The 15,781-nt window shown below is 43.5% G+C and carries 17 protein-coding genes; 13 read left to right on the top strand and 4 right to left on the bottom strand.

Annotation, left to right across the window (positions count from 1 at the left end):
• Window positions 1-3: 3 nt before the first annotated feature.
• The 11 genes from ACESPQ_RS12325 to ychF all read left to right on the top strand — a co-directional run bounded on the left by ACESPQ_RS12325 (window position 4) and on the right by ychF (window position 8,294).
• Complete coding sequence (locus ACESPQ_RS12325; protein WP_008818226.1) at window positions 4-1,044, top strand: alcohol dehydrogenase catalytic domain-containing protein; 1,041 nt, start codon at window positions 4-6, stop codon at window positions 1,042-1,044.
• A 47-nt stretch (window positions 1,045-1,091) separates the two neighbouring features.
• Window positions 1,092-2,420 (top strand): RNA polymerase factor sigma-54, encoded by a 1,329-nt coding sequence (gene rpoN, locus ACESPQ_RS12320; RefSeq protein ID WP_373144411.1) that lies wholly within the window; start codon window positions 1,092-1,094, stop codon window positions 2,418-2,420.
• 14 nt (window positions 2,421-2,434) lie between these two features.
• On the top strand, window positions 2,435-3,217 hold the full coding sequence (gene rhaD, locus ACESPQ_RS12315; RefSeq protein WP_373144410.1) for a rhamnulose-1-phosphate aldolase: 783 nt from the start codon (window positions 2,435-2,437) through the stop codon (window positions 3,215-3,217).
• A gap of 153 nt (window positions 3,218-3,370) precedes the next feature.
• Complete coding sequence (locus ACESPQ_RS12310; RefSeq protein ID WP_002606946.1) at window positions 3,371-4,039, top strand: class II aldolase/adducin family protein; 669 nt, start codon at window positions 3,371-3,373, stop codon at window positions 4,037-4,039.
• Window positions 4,040-4,597: 558 nt separating this feature from the next.
• Complete coding sequence (gene dtd / locus ACESPQ_RS12305; RefSeq protein WP_002606947.1) at window positions 4,598-5,044, top strand: D-aminoacyl-tRNA deacylase; 447 nt, start codon at window positions 4,598-4,600, stop codon at window positions 5,042-5,044.
• Between the two features lie 11 nt (window positions 5,045-5,055).
• Window positions 5,056-5,904: a bifunctional methylenetetrahydrofolate dehydrogenase/methenyltetrahydrofolate cyclohydrolase FolD gene (folD, locus tag ACESPQ_RS12300; protein ID WP_118002431.1), complete on the top strand. Its 849-nt coding sequence runs from the start codon at window positions 5,056-5,058 to the stop codon at window positions 5,902-5,904.
• Window position 5,905: 1 nt separating this feature from the next.
• Entirely contained in the window at window positions 5,906-6,103 is a 198-nt protein-coding gene (locus ACESPQ_RS12295) for a hypothetical protein (RefSeq protein WP_002606949.1), read from the top strand.
• A 14-nt stretch (window positions 6,104-6,117) separates the two neighbouring features.
• Window positions 6,118-6,333 (top strand): DUF951 domain-containing protein, encoded by a 216-nt coding sequence (locus tag ACESPQ_RS12290; RefSeq protein ID WP_002606950.1) that lies wholly within the window; start codon window positions 6,118-6,120, stop codon window positions 6,331-6,333.
• A 171-nt stretch (window positions 6,334-6,504) separates the two neighbouring features.
• Window positions 6,505-6,702 (top strand): helix-turn-helix transcriptional regulator, encoded by a 198-nt coding sequence (locus ACESPQ_RS12285; protein WP_002606951.1) that lies wholly within the window; start codon window positions 6,505-6,507, stop codon window positions 6,700-6,702.
• Between the two features lie 5 nt (window positions 6,703-6,707).
• A complete protein-coding gene (locus tag ACESPQ_RS12280) occupies window positions 6,708-7,118 on the top strand; it encodes a hypothetical protein (RefSeq protein ID WP_002606952.1) in 411 nt (136 codons plus the stop codon).
• A 72-nt stretch (window positions 7,119-7,190) separates the two neighbouring features.
• Window positions 7,191-8,294: a redox-regulated ATPase YchF gene (gene ychF / locus ACESPQ_RS12275; RefSeq protein ID WP_008818234.1), complete on the top strand. Its 1,104-nt coding sequence runs from the start codon at window positions 7,191-7,193 to the stop codon at window positions 8,292-8,294.
• 166 nt (window positions 8,295-8,460) lie between these two features.
• Here ychF and ACESPQ_RS12270 read toward each other — a convergent pair whose 3' ends face one another.
• Window positions 8,461-9,816 carry an alpha/beta hydrolase family protein gene (locus ACESPQ_RS12270; protein WP_373144409.1) on the bottom strand — a complete coding sequence of 452 codons (1,356 nt, stop codon included), beginning with the start codon at window positions 9,814-9,816 and terminating at the stop codon, window positions 8,461-8,463.
• Between the two features lie 62 nt (window positions 9,817-9,878).
• Complete coding sequence (locus ACESPQ_RS12265) at window positions 9,879-10,733, bottom strand: patatin-like phospholipase family protein (RefSeq protein WP_002606955.1); 855 nt, start codon at window positions 10,731-10,733, stop codon at window positions 9,879-9,881.
• Between the two features lie 209 nt (window positions 10,734-10,942).
• Here ACESPQ_RS12265 and ACESPQ_RS12260 point away from each other — a divergent pair, with 209 nt between their 5' ends.
• Entirely contained in the window at window positions 10,943-11,266 is a 324-nt protein-coding gene (locus ACESPQ_RS12260) for a cyclic-di-AMP receptor (protein WP_002606956.1), read from the top strand.
• A 395-nt stretch (window positions 11,267-11,661) separates the two neighbouring features.
• On the opposite strand, the gene ACESPQ_RS12255 is transcribed toward ACESPQ_RS12260, so the two are convergent.
• On the bottom strand, window positions 11,662-13,350 hold the full coding sequence (locus ACESPQ_RS12255; RefSeq protein ID WP_002606958.1) for a sensor histidine kinase: 1,689 nt from the start codon (window positions 13,348-13,350) through the stop codon (window positions 11,662-11,664).
• Between the two features lie 13 nt (window positions 13,351-13,363).
• Entirely contained in the window at window positions 13,364-14,065 is a 702-nt protein-coding gene (locus tag ACESPQ_RS12250; protein WP_002606959.1) for a response regulator transcription factor, read from the bottom strand.
• A 288-nt stretch (window positions 14,066-14,353) separates the two neighbouring features.
• On the opposite strand from ACESPQ_RS12250, the gene ACESPQ_RS12245 reads away from it, so the two are divergent.
• On the top strand, window positions 14,354-15,463 hold the full coding sequence (locus ACESPQ_RS12245) for an amidohydrolase family protein (protein WP_257327628.1): 1,110 nt from the start codon (window positions 14,354-14,356) through the stop codon (window positions 15,461-15,463).
• Window positions 15,464-15,781 lie beyond the last annotated feature (318 nt).

The following is a 15,781-nucleotide window of genomic DNA, read 5'->3' as shown; positions in this document are numbered from 1 at the left end:
CTTATGATGAAGAAAATACAATTTTACGCACCCGGTGATATCCGTGTGGAGGAGGCAGAAATTCCTGTACCGGAAGCAGGAGAAATCGTTATTAAAAATGAGGTTACCTTAACCTGCGGTACAGATGTGAAAACGTATAAACGCGGATACCGCTATGAACCGCCGTTCGGCATGGGGCATGAAGCAAGCGGTGTCGTATATGCCGTCGGTGAAGGGGTTACCGGGTTTAAAGTCGGTGATCGTGTGGTTGCACACAATTCTGCATCCTGCGGAACCTGTTACTATTGTAAAAAGGGACAGGAGTCCATGTGTGTGGATCTGATTCAGAATCAGTTTACCAACGGAGCCTATGCGGAGTATCAGCTGATTCCGGAAAGAATCGTCAAATTGAATACCTTCCATATTCCGGAAGGAATGTCCTATAAGCAGGCTGCTCTGCTGGAACCGCTGGCTTGTGCCTTGTATGGAACGGAAATGACGAACTTTGATCTCGGTGATTATGTTTGTGTCAATGGCTGCGGTCCGATCGGTCTGATGTTTGTACGTATGTGTGTATTGAGAGGTGCACATGTTATCGCCTGTGATATGACACCGGAAAGACTGGCACTTGCGAAAAAGCTGGGTGCTCAGGAGATCATCAATATTAAGGATCTCAACGGTAAGGATCAGGCAGAGGCAGTGAAGGAGCTGACACCGGATGCGCGCGGTGTGGATGCGGCAATTGAAGCTGCCGGATTACCGGAGGTATGGCAGATTGCCCTGCGTATGGCAAGACCTGGCGGAGAGGTTTTGTTCTTCGGCGGTACGAAAAAAGGCCTGGAGGTACCTGTGGATACAACACTTGTACACTATTCTCAGCTGACATTGAAGGGCGTGTTCCATACAACTCCGCAGCATGTAAATGCAGCCTTTGAAATGTTGAAGATGGGGGCAATCAGTGCAGAGGATTTTGTACAGAATGAATACTGTATTGAGGATACTGAAAAGGCGATTGTCGAGCACGCTAGCGGTAAGGTTATCAAAAACTGCATTGTATATAAATAAAAACACAGGGAATTGAAAACTGCGTTTTATGGATGTATAATTCAACTATGAAACAGTCGTTGGAAATTATACAAAATCAGAAACAGAAATTCTCATCGAAGCTCGTACCCTCCATGGAAATCCTGGCACTTTCTCAGCATGAGCTGGAGTCCCTGGTCGATGCAAGTCTGATGGATAATCCGTTCTCTGATGTTGATCAGAATACAATATCCTTAAAGACCAGAGATGTCGATTTGGATTTTAAGCGGGTTCGAAAAAAACAGAGTGAGCTTCAGGAAATTGTATATGCGGATGAAAGTCAGGATGATTTGTTCGAGCATGTCATCGTGCAGCTCTATCCGCATATGCAGACAAAAAAAGATGAAGAGGTTTTTACCGTATTATTAGAGTCTTTGGATTCCAGAGGATTTCTTTCAGAAACACCGGATGATTTGTGCAAATTCCTGAATATAAAGAAGGCAAGACTGCTGCAGTATTTGCATGTCCTGCAGCATGTGGATCCGAAGGGGTTGGGCGCAAAGGATACCGGAGAATGCATATGCATTCAGCTATCGGAAATAGAAGGCTCCACTCTGGCACAGCATATCGTATGTTCTCATCTGGAGGCACTCAGTACAGGAGATTTTTTGAAAATTGCGAAGCTGGAGCATACCGATGTGGAGCATGTAAAACAGGCGTTGTCGCTGATTCGTTCACTGAATCCCATACCCGCAAACGGCTTTAGAGTACGGGAGAAGACGGTGTTTATCATTCCTGATGTATATATAAGGAAAGAAGATTCTACGTTTCTTCTGGAAATGAACGCCAGACTGCAGGATAAGCTCAGTATGAATACGGAAAACTATGAGCTTTACAAATCAGCGGCTTGCAATGCGGAAGCAAAGGCCTTTCTGAAGGAAAAGCTGAATGATTTTAAATGGCTTCAATATAGTATTTCCAGAAGGTCGGTGACGCTGAAAAAAATCATAACCTTTCTGGTTGAATATCAGGCCGCCTTTTTCCAGACAGGAGATGAACGTGTATTGAAGCCGCTGCGCCTTGTGGATATCGCAGAACAGCTAAAAATGCATACCTCCACCATAAGCAGAGCGATTTCCGGTAAATTCTTTCAATGTGAATATGGAACCTACTCCTTTCACTTTTTAGTGCCGAGATGCTATGAACGGCAGGGAGAAGTGACAGCCTCCATAGATACTATTCGAAACGAGATTAAGGAAATCATCCGTTCTGAGGATAAACAGCATCCCTATTCCGATGAGAAAATTCATCAGCTGCTGGAGGAAGACGGATTTGTGATATCCAGAAGAAGTGTAACCTTATACCGAAAGGAATGCGGCATACCGTCCTCACGGAATCGAAAGACTATCCATATATAGAAAGGATCGTCATAATGAATATTTTAGACGTAGCATTTGTAGAAGAACTCGTTGATGCCTGCCAGTATTTCTGGGAAGCAGGATGGGGAGAATATCATGCAGGAAATATCAGCTATCTTCTTTCAGATGATGAATTTGATCAGCTGAAGGAGTATATGCAGGTGTCGGCATCTGTTGATGTTGCCTTTGATACAGCTGGCTTAAAGGGAAAGGCATTTATTGTCACAAAATCCGGAGCATGCTTTCGCACAATGAAGAAAAAGTATGAACGGGATCTGGGAATCATTCAGTTCAAGGAAAACGGATATGATATTCTGTGGGGACTTGATCAGGGAAGAGGAAGACCAACCAGCGAGCTTCCCGCCCATGTACTGTGTCATCGTGCAAGGCTCGCAGATGATGCAAACAACAAAATTGTAATGCACTGTCATCCAACCTACCTGAATGCAATGACGATGATTCATGAGCTGGATGAGGAAAGCTTTACACAGACCTTGTGGAAGATGAATTCCGAGTGTGCGCTGGTGTTCCCAGAAGGACTGGCAGTATTGCCCTGGATGAAATGCGGAGAAGGTCCGATCGGTCCGGCGACAGCTGATAAAATGAAGGATAAAAGGGTCGTTGTGTGGCCGTTCCATGGTATATTCTCGAGTGGCAATTCCATTTCGGATGCCATCGGCTTGATTGAGGCAATCGATAAAAATGCGTATGTATATGTTCTGGTGAAAGCCAATATGATGCATGGAATGACCGATGAAAATGTACGGAAATTGAAAGAACATTTCGGACTGAGCTGATTTCTTCAGCTTTCGATTATGGCAAGGAAAAGGAGACAGCAACTTCTTTTCCTTTTGTCATAGAGGAAACATATGTCTCATTGGATAGTGTTTTGATCAGCTTCTTTTGGAATGAAATAAAAGAGAAGGATATGAAAAGGAGAGGAACCTCATATGTTAGAGCATTTAAAAAAGGATGTTTGTGAAATAGCAAAGCGTGCGCAGAGGGATGGGTTATGTAAACACAAATCAGGGAATTTTTCTGCCCGTGATGCGAAAAGCGGCTATATTGTTATTACACCGACCAGTGTTGATCGCGAAATGCTGACACCCCGTGATATGATTGTTATGGATCTGGATGCCAATGTTTTGGAGCATGCATCCGGATTACGACCGACGAGTGAAGCCTTGATGCATTTGATGATTTATAGGACGAGAAAGGATGCGAGGGCAATCGTGCATACACACTCCATGTATGGCACCACGTTTGCTTTGTTGAACAAACCGATTCCGGCAATCGTATATGAGGTCGCAAATTTCGGGCTCACCAAGGCGCGTATTCCGGTAGCACCCTATGGCCGCCCCGGTACGATGGAGCTGGCTGATTCTGTTGTTGAGGTCTGTAAGGAGGCGGAATGCTTTTTACTGGAAAAGCATGGTACGGTTGCTTTTGATACAAGAGATATTTACGAAGCGTATTTAAAGGCCAATTACATTGAGGAGCTGGCACAGTTGTATTATAATGCGCTGACAGTACATCAGGGAAAGGAACCGGAAGCTTTTTCACAGGAGGAGCTGCAATGCTGGGAGTATCCAAAGGAAATCAGCTTCGCTGATGAATAATGTCAGTCAGTTTTTAGCGCGGAGGAGGATTCTCCATAGGTTAAATGTGTTATATGGAAATGCATAAGGAATCCGGATATGTATGTTCATGCTGTGTGTGTCATCTGATATTGCTTTTCAACAGAAAATGCAGGCATGAACAATATAGGAAGTGAAAGCCCAATACTGGGCTTTTTCTTGTATATGGCTGCATCGTATATGTCGGCACATATACGAAATGTTTGAAATACGCAGAAATCCAATGCGAATGCTATGGATAAACCGGAATCAGGCTTTGCCCTTGTGACAAAGGCTGACAGTATGCTACAAGACATCGCCTGTCACAGTTTTTTAAAGATACACAAAAGGGATGAATTTGTTTTATCGTCAAGTCAGCTTTTTCCATAGGAATGATTCAGAAAGCTTGATGCAAATGTAAATCATTGTTTCTTTGAACATCTAATGCCTGCTTCAAATATGTTTATTTTCGGAATCTCTCCCTAAAATGAAAAATATTCAGAAAATAGAATTGTGTTTGTTACAAAGTTACGGTATACTAGGAAACAGCGAGGTGACATCATGAGAGTATTGCTACAGAGGGTACAGCATGCAAGTGTGCGTGTTGATGGAGCTATAACAGGAAGTATACAGCAGGGATTTCTGCTGCTGGTGGGAATTACGCCGACGGATACCGAGGACATCATGAGGAAGATGGCAGGAAAATGCGCACAGCTTCGTGTATTTGAGGATGAAAATGGAAAAATGAACAGAGGGCTTCAGGATATCGGTGGCAGTATTCTTTCTATATCACAGTTTACGCTGTATGCGGATTGTAAACGGGGAAGACGCCCGGGATTTGAAAAAGCGGCACGCGGGGATTTTGCACAGCCGATGTACCATGCATTTAATGAAGAGCTGCGTACTTATGGTATCCATGTGGAAACGGGGATCTTTGGTGCGGATATGAAGGTGGATTTACTGAATGACGGTCCGGTTACAATTTTGCTGGACAGTGAAGAATGGTAGGAGGAAGTGAAATGGGCACAATTTTATATGGAAGTGAAATAGCGAAGGATATACGTACCTCGTTGAAGGAACAGATCGATGAGCTGCGTGAGAAAGGAAAAAGGATTCCGAAGCTTGTTGTGATTCTGGTAGGGGATAATCCTGCCAGCCTGTCCTATGTGACCGGTAAGGAAAAGGCGTGCAGAGAAATCGGAATGGAAAACATTCTGCTGCGGCTGCAGGAGGATACCACAGAAGAAGCGCTTTTGGCGGAAATTCACAGATTGAATACGGATACCTCCGTAGACGGTATTCTGGTACAGCTCCCGCTGCCAAAGCATATGGATGAGCATAAAGTTCTGTTTGCTATTGATCCGCAAAAGGATGTCGATGGCTTTCATCCATATAATATAGGAAAGCTGATGCTGCAGGAGGATACCTATCTGCCCTGTACTCCAAAGGGAATCCTGCGTATGCTGGACACTGCTGGATATTCTGATTTAAGCGGTCTTCGCGCAGTCGTCATCGGCCGCAGCAATATTGTTGGAAAGCCGGTTGCGCAGCTGCTGTTAAACCGCAATGCCACGGTAACCATTTGCCATTCCAGGACAAGGAATATCGAAGAAATCTGTGCGGAAGCGGATATCCTGATCGCATCCGTTGGAAGTCCCCGCCTGGTTACGGCTGACTGGGTGAAAAAGGGAGCTGTTGTCATTGATGTCGGCATTAACCGTGTGGATGGCAGGCTGTGCGGTGATGTGGATTTTGAGAGAGTGAAAGACAAGACGGCCGTAATTACACCGGTACCTAAGGGCGTTGGACCGATGACCATTGCAATGCTCTTGGAAAATACGCTGGAATCCTATCGGAAACACCGCTGATATGCTGATAGAATTTTTGGGTGAGATACTGGTTGAGGGACTGGCATGTGGGACCTACGGTCTGATGGAGCTGTTTCTTGACAGCCTGTATAAGGGCTGGAACAAAACGCTGAAGAAGCTGCTGTGTGTGCTTATGGGAATCACCATGTGGATTCTGATAGGGTATATGATCATCGGAATTCTGGAAATTGTCTTATAAATGTGGAGGTGCTTATGATAGAAAAAGATTATGATCTCAATGATATCGTCGAAATGAAAAAGGAACATCCATGTCATAAATCAAAATATTGGAAAATTATACGTATGGGGGCAGATATTCGCATTAAATGTCTGGGCTGTGGTACAAGTGTGCTGTTTCCCAGAGTGCAGTTTGAAAAGAAATTAAAAAGAATTATAGAAAAGGCTCCCGGAGAAACGAATGAAAACTGACATCCTATGTGATGTCTTTTTTATAAGGTAGGGGAAAGATACAACAGCGCCTTATATTTATAATAATAGCAAGGACAAACCTATTCAAAGCATTAATAAAATATGAATGTAAAATATAATTGACATAATAGAAAATAAAGCATACAATAAAAGGGAAGAGGAAGTGGTGCAATGGCGAAAAATCTGAAATTGAAGGCCGCGAGAGCAGCGATGGATCTGACACAGGAACAGCTTGCAGAAAAAGTCAGTGTAACCAGACAGACAATCAATGCCATCGAAAAGGGAGATTATAACCCAAGTATAAATTTATGTATTACCATATGCCGGGTATTGGGAAAAACACTGAATGATTTATTTTGGGAGGAGTGAAGATTATGAAAAACTTTGATGAACGACAGGAACAGGTTCGCGGCAGAATTATGACTCGTGCCTTCCTCATAACGATTATACTCATGTTACTGGCTGCATTTCTAAACGATATGCATCTGTATGATTTCGAAAAGAATGTCGGCTTTGGAGAAACGCTGATCAGTATTGTCTGTATTGCTATAACATACGGCTCTGTGGCAAGTATTTTAAGTAACTCTTATTTTGGTCCGCTGAAGGATGGCAGAATGGCGTTTATTGCTTATGTATTTACCGCGTTGTCGGTCGTGCTGGCAGCCTTGACGATCTTTGATCTCATTCGCGGAGAAACACTGGCAGTTATGAATATCATTTCCCTCATGATGGTGTTTAGTATCAGCATAAGTTTGTGGATCCGTAGGACAGATTGGAAGAAATAACGGATTCCCCGTATTTGCTTGCATATATGCGAAAAAAACGATAAAATGGTAAAGCGAGAGGAAGGATAGTATATGCCATTAACTGCAGGAATCGTCGGATTGCCCAATGTCGGTAAATCCACATTATTTAACGCCATTACAAAAAGCCAGGTAGAAGCTGCGAATTACCCGTTTGCGACCATACAGCCAAACGTTGGAGTCGTGGAAGTGCCTGATTATAGAATCGACCGTCTGGTGGAGCTGTTTCACCCAAAGAAAACCATTTATACAACCTTTGAATTTACGGATATTGCCGGTCTGGTTAAGGGAGCCAGCAAGGGAGAGGGGCTTGGAAACCAGTTTCTGAGCAACATCCGTCTAACGGATGCCATCTGCCATGTAGTACGCTGCTTTGATGATGCGGATATTACGCATGTCGAAGGAAGTGTTGATCCGATACGTGATATTGAAATCATCAATCTGGAGCTGATTATGGCGGATTTACAGACAATTGATAACCGTTTAAGCAAGGTGGAGCGCAAGGCTGTCACGAATAAGGACAAGGATGCACTTGCAGAGGTTGTCGTTTTGAAGAAGCTGAAGGAAGCGCTGGAGGCCGGAAAGCCTGCGCGAAGTGTAGAGCTTGATAAGGATGAGCTGCTGCTGATTAAGGCATTCAGCCTTCTGACTATCAAACCAATGATTTATATAGCAAACATGTCGGATGAGGAAATCGCCGATCCGCAAGCCAATCCATATTTTCAGAAGGTGAAGGAGCTTGCAAACTTGGAGCATAATGAGGTTGTTCCTGTTTGTGCGAAGATTGAAGAGGAGCTTTCAGAGCTGGATAAAGAAGAGAAAACGGAGTTTTTGAACGAGCTTGGAATTCAGGAAAGCGGTCTTGATAAGGTGATAAAGACAGCATATCATATTTTGGATTTATGCACCTTCCTGACAGCCGGAGAGGATGAATGCCGGGCATGGACATTTCATCGCGGAATGCTGGCACCGCAGTGTGCCGGTGTGATACACACGGATTTTGAGAAAGGCTTTATCCGTGCAGAATGCTATAAGTTTGATGACATTGATAAACTGGAAACTGAACAGGCTGTAAAGGAGGCAGGAAAGCTGCGTCTGGAAGGTAAGGAATATGTTGTTCAGGATGGAGATGTTCTGCATTTCCGATTTAATGTTTAGGAAACAAAGCACCTGTTGATGCAATTCATTTATCATATGTAAAAAGAGGTTTCTTCCCATTGATTGTGTAGAATAATCCGGGAAGAAGCCTCTTTTTGCCTGTTTTAGGTCAATTTTTCTGCATATTGATATATGATTTATATAGTATTCAATTTATAGAATATCATCATTTTTTAATAAAACTTGCCATATCTTCAATAAACGCCTGATTTACATGACCCTTTGTTTTGTACTCCTCATTCGTCGGTGTTCCTTCTCCATCTATCATAAGGTGCGTTGCGTTCGGATAGGTTGTGAATATCCAGTTTTTATGCGTTTCAAAATTCTTCCTCCAGATTGCCTGATCTTCTTCTGTGACCTGATAATCACGCAGACCCTGTGCACATAATACAGGAACCTTGATATCCGCAGCCTGCTGAACAGCATCATAGGACAGCAAATCCTTTATATAAGCCTTTGACATACCTCCGAAAAATATTTTGGCATCACTCAGCTCATCAATTCGCTGCAGATCCTGCTGATCCTGTTTGTACTGTTCGATAGCTGCCTGTTCGTCCTTTGTTATGTTTCCATCCAGCTTTGCCAGATAGGTAACCTGTTCCATCAGCAGCTCATCCAATGCTCTTGCAGGGGCAGCCATCATGATATAGCCTGCACAGCCGTCCATTTCTGCTGCGATTCTTGGAATCAGATAGCCAGAGAGACTATGCCCCAGGATATAGATTTTATTTGTGTCAATCTGCTTTTGCTGCTTCATCTGGCTGAATGCTGCCACAGCATCGAAAATTACCTCCTGCTCGACCGTATCCTTCACTGTAAAGGATTCAGGATATGTGTAGGTTCGCTTATCATAGCGGTAGCTCGCAATACCCTTTTTCGCAAGTCCCCAGGCGATATCCTGAAACGGTTTGTTATCGTAAATGGTCTCATCCATATCATTCGGTCCGCTTCCCGCCAGAAGAATTACAAGCGGAAAGCTTTTACCCTCTGCCGGAGTTGTCAGTCTGCCGCTCAGCTTTTTTCCATCGGCAATTTGCAGCTCAACTTCACGCTCCTTGACACCATCCGGAGCTTTCGCTGCTTTCTTCTGTGATTTGTACGGCTTAAAGAACAATCCCTGAATTTGATCCTGTTCATTCAGGCTCAGCTGAATATTGGTATTCTGTTCCTCCATACGGCATGGTATCATGATGATTGTCGAATTCTGATAGCTTTGTCCATAGGGCTGCTCTGCCTCAATCAGTGATCCGAGACTGTCATTATAGGCATCCAGCTGCTTCTGGAAGGAATCCTCCCGTACAGCCTTATGTATTTGCTCATCATATGCATAATCCTTCTGCAGCTTATCATATTTGCGCTGCGTCAGATCCTTTACAAACTGAAGTGCCATATCACTTTGCTTGTCACTCAGCACGATATCCGTAACCTCATCGGACTGTCCCTTCTTCTCTTTTTCGCCGCTGCAGGCTACCATAAGAAAACATAGCAGACAGCATATGACAATTTGAATTTTCTTTTTCATGTTTTACCATCCTTTTTTTTTCATTGTATCACAATCATAAAGAAAAAAAAGACCGAAGGGGTCTAATTTTCATTTGCTATAAAAGACTTTAATTCCTCAAAGCTGTTTTTGGCATCCATGTAGCCCTGTTCATATAATTCCCGCAATCTGGCTTCATTTTTCTCCAGACGCGAAATTTCCACGGGAGAGCTTGGGCGTATGAGGAAGACACTTCCTTCCTTTTCCATTAAAGCAAGCTCATCCAGTGTGCGGTTATAGGCGATATGGCGTGTTTCCAGCGCCTTGATGAATTTCGGATACTTCTTATAGCTGCGGCGGATCATCGGCAGCAGATTGTTTTTTCCTTTGCGGTATTCTTTACACTGTGTGAGTACAACAATATTTTTTGTATATCCCATCTCCTGAAATTTATGGATGGGAATGCTGTCTGTTGCGCCGCCATCCAGCAGCTTTTTTCCATCAACTTCGACAATTCTGGAAAGCAGGGGCAATGATGCAGAGGCACGTACATAGATAACATCACGCTTCATATTGATACACTGCAGGTATTCTGCCTTACCGGTTTCCAGATTGCTGGCAACGGCATACAGCTTTGTATGCGATGTATTAAAGGCATCAAAATCATAGGGATCCAGTGTATTCGGTATATCCTCATACACAAACTTTGCTCCGAAGAAATCTCCGGTTTTCAGCAGAGAGGATACGCTCATATAGCGCTTATCCTTTAAATAGGCGGTATTGGTACGGTACGCTCTGCCGATCTGTTTGGATACATAGCTGCACGCATGACAGGCACCTGCGCTGACGCCAATGACACCGTCGGTATATAAATTCTGTTCCATAAAGAAGTCCAGCACACCGGCAGTATAAATTCCGCGCATGCCGCCTCCTTCCAGAACAAGTCCAAGCTTACTCATTCTCTTCACTTCCTTTATGACCTGTATATTATAGCACAGTTTCTACGTACTTACACACGAAGGTAAAAATCAAAATGGCGTTATCATAGGAAATCGTGGTGTGACAATAATTTTACAGGCAATATCCATATTTAGTTCATTTAGGGTTTGTAAATACGTTCCATAAGTGATAAAATTAGCATATAACAAGACGAGAGGAGAGCGTGTTTATGAAACTAATTTTAGCGATTATGTCCAATGACGACAGTCCTGCAGTTTCCAGTGCATTGACAAAAGAAAATTATCAGGTAACAAGACTGGCAACGACTGGAGGATTCCTGCGTGCAGGAAATACCACCCTGATCGTAGGTACTGATGACGATAAGATTGAACGTGCGATTGAAGTGATTGGAGAATACAGCAGACGCCGTACGGAAGTGGTACCGAGTACAGCATCCTACGACATCGGAAGATATGCATCTTTCCCGGTTGAAGTACAGGTAGGAGGCGCAACGATCTTCGTTATCGATGTAGAAAAATTCATTAAATTATAATGCAAAAAGGAACCTCCGGGTTTCTTTTTATTATGCTTTCAGGTGGTGTGAATACACAAGCTTATACCCTTTGGATATCGCTGATTTGCATGTTTAATTCTCATTTATGATTGTGATGATATATAGGTCTAAGCTTACGTATCCAGCATTATAATATTTATTAACATCCCATCATAGAAATCGGGTATACTTTTTTAGAAATACAGAAAAAGGAGCTTCCTTATTCGATGATGTGCCATAGGAAAGCTCTTTGTTTTAGGGTTGCTTTTGTATATCGGCTGTATAACAGTTCCTGTTTTCCGTAGTAACGGTATGATACGCTGATGCCTGCTGTGTCTGTTTCATATTCGTCATCTGTCCGTACGAAACAGCCAGGATGTTGCCTAGTCTGCTTTTCATGGCAGCTCCTTTTGGAAAATCAGCTCCACCTTGAACAGGTCGGCATCAAAGCTGATGTGCATATGCCCGTTTTGCAGCACTGTAAAGCTTTTGGCTATCGCAAGACCTAAGCCGCTGCCCTCCGTATTCCTTGCCTTATCGCCGCGCTGAAAGCGTTCCATGATATCGGCAGGGTCAAAGTCAAGCTCTGTTGCGGATATATTTTTGACAGATATATATACCTCCTGCTCACGTTCCTCCACATAGACATACACACGGGTATGCTCCAAGGCATATTTTCCTGCATTCACCAGTAGATTTTCCAATATGCGAAAGGTTTTTTGAGGATCAAGGCTGAGAACGATCTTCTCTTTACTGAAAGTGTTGCGTATCGTCAGGTCATGCTGAATGAACAGTGCCTCGTATTCCATTTCCACCTGCTTAATCAGAGAAATTAAATCAACATCCATGCGATCCAGCTGTATGTTGCCTGTGCTGGCCTTGCTGACTTCAAATAAATCCTCAATCAAGTGCTTTAGACGATTGCTGCCGGATTCCAGTATTGTGATGTAACGCAGCCGCTCCTCTTCCGGAAGATTCTTGTTTTTCAGAAGGTCGATGTAGCTGATCATGGAGGTTAGCGGAGTTTTCAAATCATGAGAAACATTGGTGATCAGCTCCGTGCGCATATTCTGTGAGCGAACCTCCTGTGCAACAGCCTCCTGAAAGGATGTCTCTATATTCTGAAGATTGTCCTTCAGTGATTCATAGATGCCCAGATCTTCATCCACAGTGGTTTGGAAGTCACCATTTGCAACGCGCTGAATAATGCCTTCAAGCGATTGAAAGTCTCGTTTCATCCTGCTGTTTTGACGATGACGGATAGAATACAGGATCAGACAATAGCATGAAAGCAGAAGATAGAAAAATATTCCGCTGTCCCGGTAGATACATACTATGAGGATACATACGATATGCAGGAACAAAGTGGCGAGCAGGCGAAGCTCTCCCTTATCATGAAAATCAAAGCCGATAATATAGCGATACAGCCGTTTTGCCTGTCTGCCAAGCAATACGGAATTTTGCGTTAGCAGGGAGTGCTTTTGCAGGGATACCCGCACACCGTTGTGCTGCATGGAGCGAATCGCATAGCCGCATCCGGAAAGCACTGCGAACAGTCCGCTTAAACAAGCAATCTGCAACAGATAATAGCTGGAAATCTGCCATGTATCGGCTGAGAGAATATCCAGTGAGAAATCCTCCGGCAGACGAAACATCCGGTACACAAGCTCGCTGCCCCTGATTTTATAGAAATAAAGTCCAAGCAGTGCAGCACCCAGCGTGATTTCATAGGGCAGCCTTTGTGTAAAAAAACGATAGAAGCCGCTTTTTACCGCCCATTTATATGGCATAAGCAAAGACCATGCAAAAAGCAGTGTGCCTACCAGCAAAGTAATGCGCTGCAGGGCCGGCTCCATATATTCCTCAATTCGGGAATATTCTATGGGAATGGAATCATCAGCCGGTTCTTTGATAAATGTATTACCGCTAAAGTCCCGTTCCTCTTCGCTGTTAATGTATTTGTAATGCGTTTTGTACTCTTCGATGGCTTTTTGATCAAGGGATGGAAATACCAGAAACATAGATATGATTGCCAGTGCAATACCGGACAGAAGAATTAGGGTAGTCCAATGTACTTTTTTCATAATTCACCTCTTTTTACTGTTTCTCAATCTTATACCCGACACCCCAAACAACCTTGATATAACGGGGAGCACGGGGATTGATTTCAATTTTCTCTCTCAGATTTCGAATATGGACCATAACGGTTTCGGTGTTGACTGCGGTTTCGTTCCATACATGCTCATAAATATCATCACTGGAAAAGACCTGACCAGGATGCTCCATAAACAGCTGCAGGATCCGAAATTCAATCGGTGTCAGCCGGCGTGATTCTCCATCCACAAAGACCTCCTTGCTTTTGCGATGCAGTTCGATTCCACCCAGAAGCAGCCTGTCCTCCACCTCCTGCTTTTGCTCGAGCAGCTGCTGATAGCGCAAATGCCGCCGCAGCTGTGCATGTACACGGGCGAGCAGCTCCATCGGGACAAACGGCTTTGTCACATAGTCATCCGCACCGATATTCAGACCGGTAATCTTATCAATATCTTCCGATTTGGCAGATAATATGATGATAGGAAACTCATGCAGCTCTCTGATTTTCATTGTCAGGGCAATCCCGTCCATTACCGGCATCATGACATCGATGATTGCAAGATCCACCGTATTGTTTTGTAATAGCTCCCAGGCAATGGCTCCATTCGCTGCTTTCAGGGTCTGATACCCCTGGCTTTTTAAATAAATTTCAATAGCATCCGCAATCGATGCCTCATCCTCGGCAATTAGTATGACAGAACTCATGATGACACTCCTTTTTTATAATTATACAACAGATATGTGCTATTTTCTTGTTTTTTCATAAAATGCAGACATATCAAAGGTATGCAGACAGAGTAATCCGGCAAGGCTGAATCCGATAAACAGTATCATGATATCCAGTATGTTCATAATCCGTCCTCCTGAAGCAAGTATATCGAAAAAGTATTAAGGAACGACGGCATCAATTCAAAAGATTTTCTAAAGAAGTCCGGGTATTTGCTTGTAAAAGGCATTCCAATGAAATACAATTAAGGAAGAAAGGGTGTTTGTATGAAACGAATCATTGAAAATATAAAATTTATGCAGGATGGCACCATGGTGTTTGGTGATCTGCATCTGGAAGATGGCTTTGTGGAACGAATTGATTATAAAACACCACATATGGTGAGTGATATAGCAATACCGGGGTTAGTGGACATTCATACCCATGGCTTTCACGGCTATTCCTGTGAAAATACAGATATCGGGAATCTGCATGCGCTGGCGCTGGAATATCCAAAACGCGGAATCACCTCGTTTTGTCCGACGGTATCAGCAAGATCACTGGATGAATTTCGTACGATCATCGACGCATATCGGAAAGCCTTTCAGGGAGATTATCGGGGAGCACGCTATGAGGGCGTGCATCTGGAGGGTCCATATTTAAATCCGGATCGCCGTGGTTCCATGAAAAAAGAAAATCTTATGGAAATTCATCTGGGTGAGCTGGAGGATTTTTTATCAGAGTATCATGATGATATAAAAATTATGACAATAGCTCCGGATGTAAAAAATGCCATGGAAGCAATCTCGTTACTGCATCTGTATGGGGTTGAGATTTCGCTGGGGCATACGAATGCAGATTTTACCCAGACCAATGAAGCGTTCGCAAGTGGAGCTACACAGATTACACATCTGGGAAATACCATGCCGGAAATCACACATCACAAGCCTGGTATGATGGATGCCGTATTCTTATCCGACTGTCTGTGTGAAGTTATCATGGACGGCGTACACATGCAGAAGGAGATGCTGAAATGGGTGATTCGTCTGCTGGGCTGTAGCCGTGTGGTTGCGGTAAGTGACGGCACGCCTTTTTCTGGCTTTCATTATCCGGACGGCTATGAGCTGGAGGATGGAAGTGTTATACGAAACGGCGCTGTTTATAAAGAGGATGTACTGCTGGGCAGCAGCTGTGACCTGCTGGATATCTTTCAGTATCTGTACAAGCAGGAGGGCTATGATCTGTCCGACTGTATCCGTATGTGTTCCACCAACGCTGCAAGGATGCTGAAAACCTATGCCCATGAAATCGGATTGGGAAAAAATATCAATCTAGTGATTCTGGGACATGATATGCGTGTGAAAGAAGTTATTATCAACGGAAGAAGTGCGTTATGAATTTTATGGGAAGATGCTGTGAAGGTTTTGCATAGCTTACGGGAAGCGTTTATGGGAATATAAAAGGGCTCATGGGGTTTTTATGAAACCTGTCATGAGTCTTTTATTGTGGATGGAATGCAAAGGCAGAAACCTGCAATGCGATACCTGAGCTATTATTTTTCCAGGCTTATGAAGCAGAAATAGAGATTCTATGAATCGTTAAGAGTAGAAGAAAGGCAGACAAGGCGAGTTAAGAAATCTAATGACGCTTATAAACTCGTTTTAAGAGGAGTTTGTATTGCTGGGAATACAGGAATCAGTTAATTCTCTTAAAAC

It is taken from the genome of Clostridium sp. HGF2 (assembly GCF_964240115.1).
Taxonomy (GTDB): domain Bacteria; phylum Bacillota_I; class Bacilli_A; order Erysipelotrichales; family Erysipelotrichaceae; genus Clostridium_AQ; species Clostridium_AQ innocuum.
The sequence above is the reverse complement of the archived record's forward strand: the minus strand, read 5'-3'. Positions and strand labels throughout refer to the sequence as shown.

Coding starts and splice junctions, on each gene's coding strand:
- ACESPQ_RS12295 (WP_002606949.1), top strand. CDS start 5,906: ATGCTGATAGAATTTTTGGGTGAGATACTGGTTGAGGGACTGGCATGT.
- ACESPQ_RS12250 (WP_002606959.1), bottom strand. CDS start 14,065: ATGAGTTCTGTCATACTAATTGCCGAGGATGAGGCATCGATTGCGGAT.
- ACESPQ_RS12270 (WP_373144409.1), bottom strand. CDS start 9,816: ATGAAAAAGAAAATTCAAATTGTCATATGCTGTCTGCTATGTTTTCTT.
- ACESPQ_RS12280 (WP_002606952.1), top strand. CDS start 6,708: ATGAAAAACTTTGATGAACGACAGGAACAGGTTCGCGGCAGAATTATG.
- dtd (WP_002606947.1), top strand. CDS start 4,598: ATGAGAGTATTGCTACAGAGGGTACAGCATGCAAGTGTGCGTGTTGAT.
- ACESPQ_RS12285 (WP_002606951.1), top strand. CDS start 6,505: ATGGCGAAAAATCTGAAATTGAAGGCCGCGAGAGCAGCGATGGATCTG.
- rpoN (WP_373144411.1), top strand. CDS start 1,092: ATGAAACAGTCGTTGGAAATTATACAAAATCAGAAACAGAAATTCTCA.
- ychF (WP_008818234.1), top strand. CDS start 7,191: ATGCCATTAACTGCAGGAATCGTCGGATTGCCCAATGTCGGTAAATCC.
- ACESPQ_RS12255 (WP_002606958.1), bottom strand. CDS start 13,350: ATGAAAAAAGTACATTGGACTACCCTAATTCTTCTGTCCGGTATTGCA.
- ACESPQ_RS12260 (WP_002606956.1), top strand. CDS start 10,943: ATGAAACTAATTTTAGCGATTATGTCCAATGACGACAGTCCTGCAGTT.
- ACESPQ_RS12265 (WP_002606955.1), bottom strand. CDS start 10,733: ATGAGTAAGCTTGGACTTGTTCTGGAAGGAGGCGGCATGCGCGGAATT.
- folD (WP_118002431.1), top strand. CDS start 5,056: ATGGGCACAATTTTATATGGAAGTGAAATAGCGAAGGATATACGTACC.
- ACESPQ_RS12245 (WP_257327628.1), top strand. CDS start 14,354: ATGAAACGAATCATTGAAAATATAAAATTTATGCAGGATGGCACCATG.
- rhaD (WP_373144410.1), top strand. CDS start 2,435: ATGAATATTTTAGACGTAGCATTTGTAGAAGAACTCGTTGATGCCTGC.
- ACESPQ_RS12325 (WP_008818226.1), top strand. CDS start 4: ATGATGAAGAAAATACAATTTTACGCACCCGGTGATATCCGTGTGGAG.
- ACESPQ_RS12310 (WP_002606946.1), top strand. CDS start 3,371: ATGTTAGAGCATTTAAAAAAGGATGTTTGTGAAATAGCAAAGCGTGCG.
- ACESPQ_RS12290 (WP_002606950.1), top strand. CDS start 6,118: ATGATAGAAAAAGATTATGATCTCAATGATATCGTCGAAATGAAAAAG.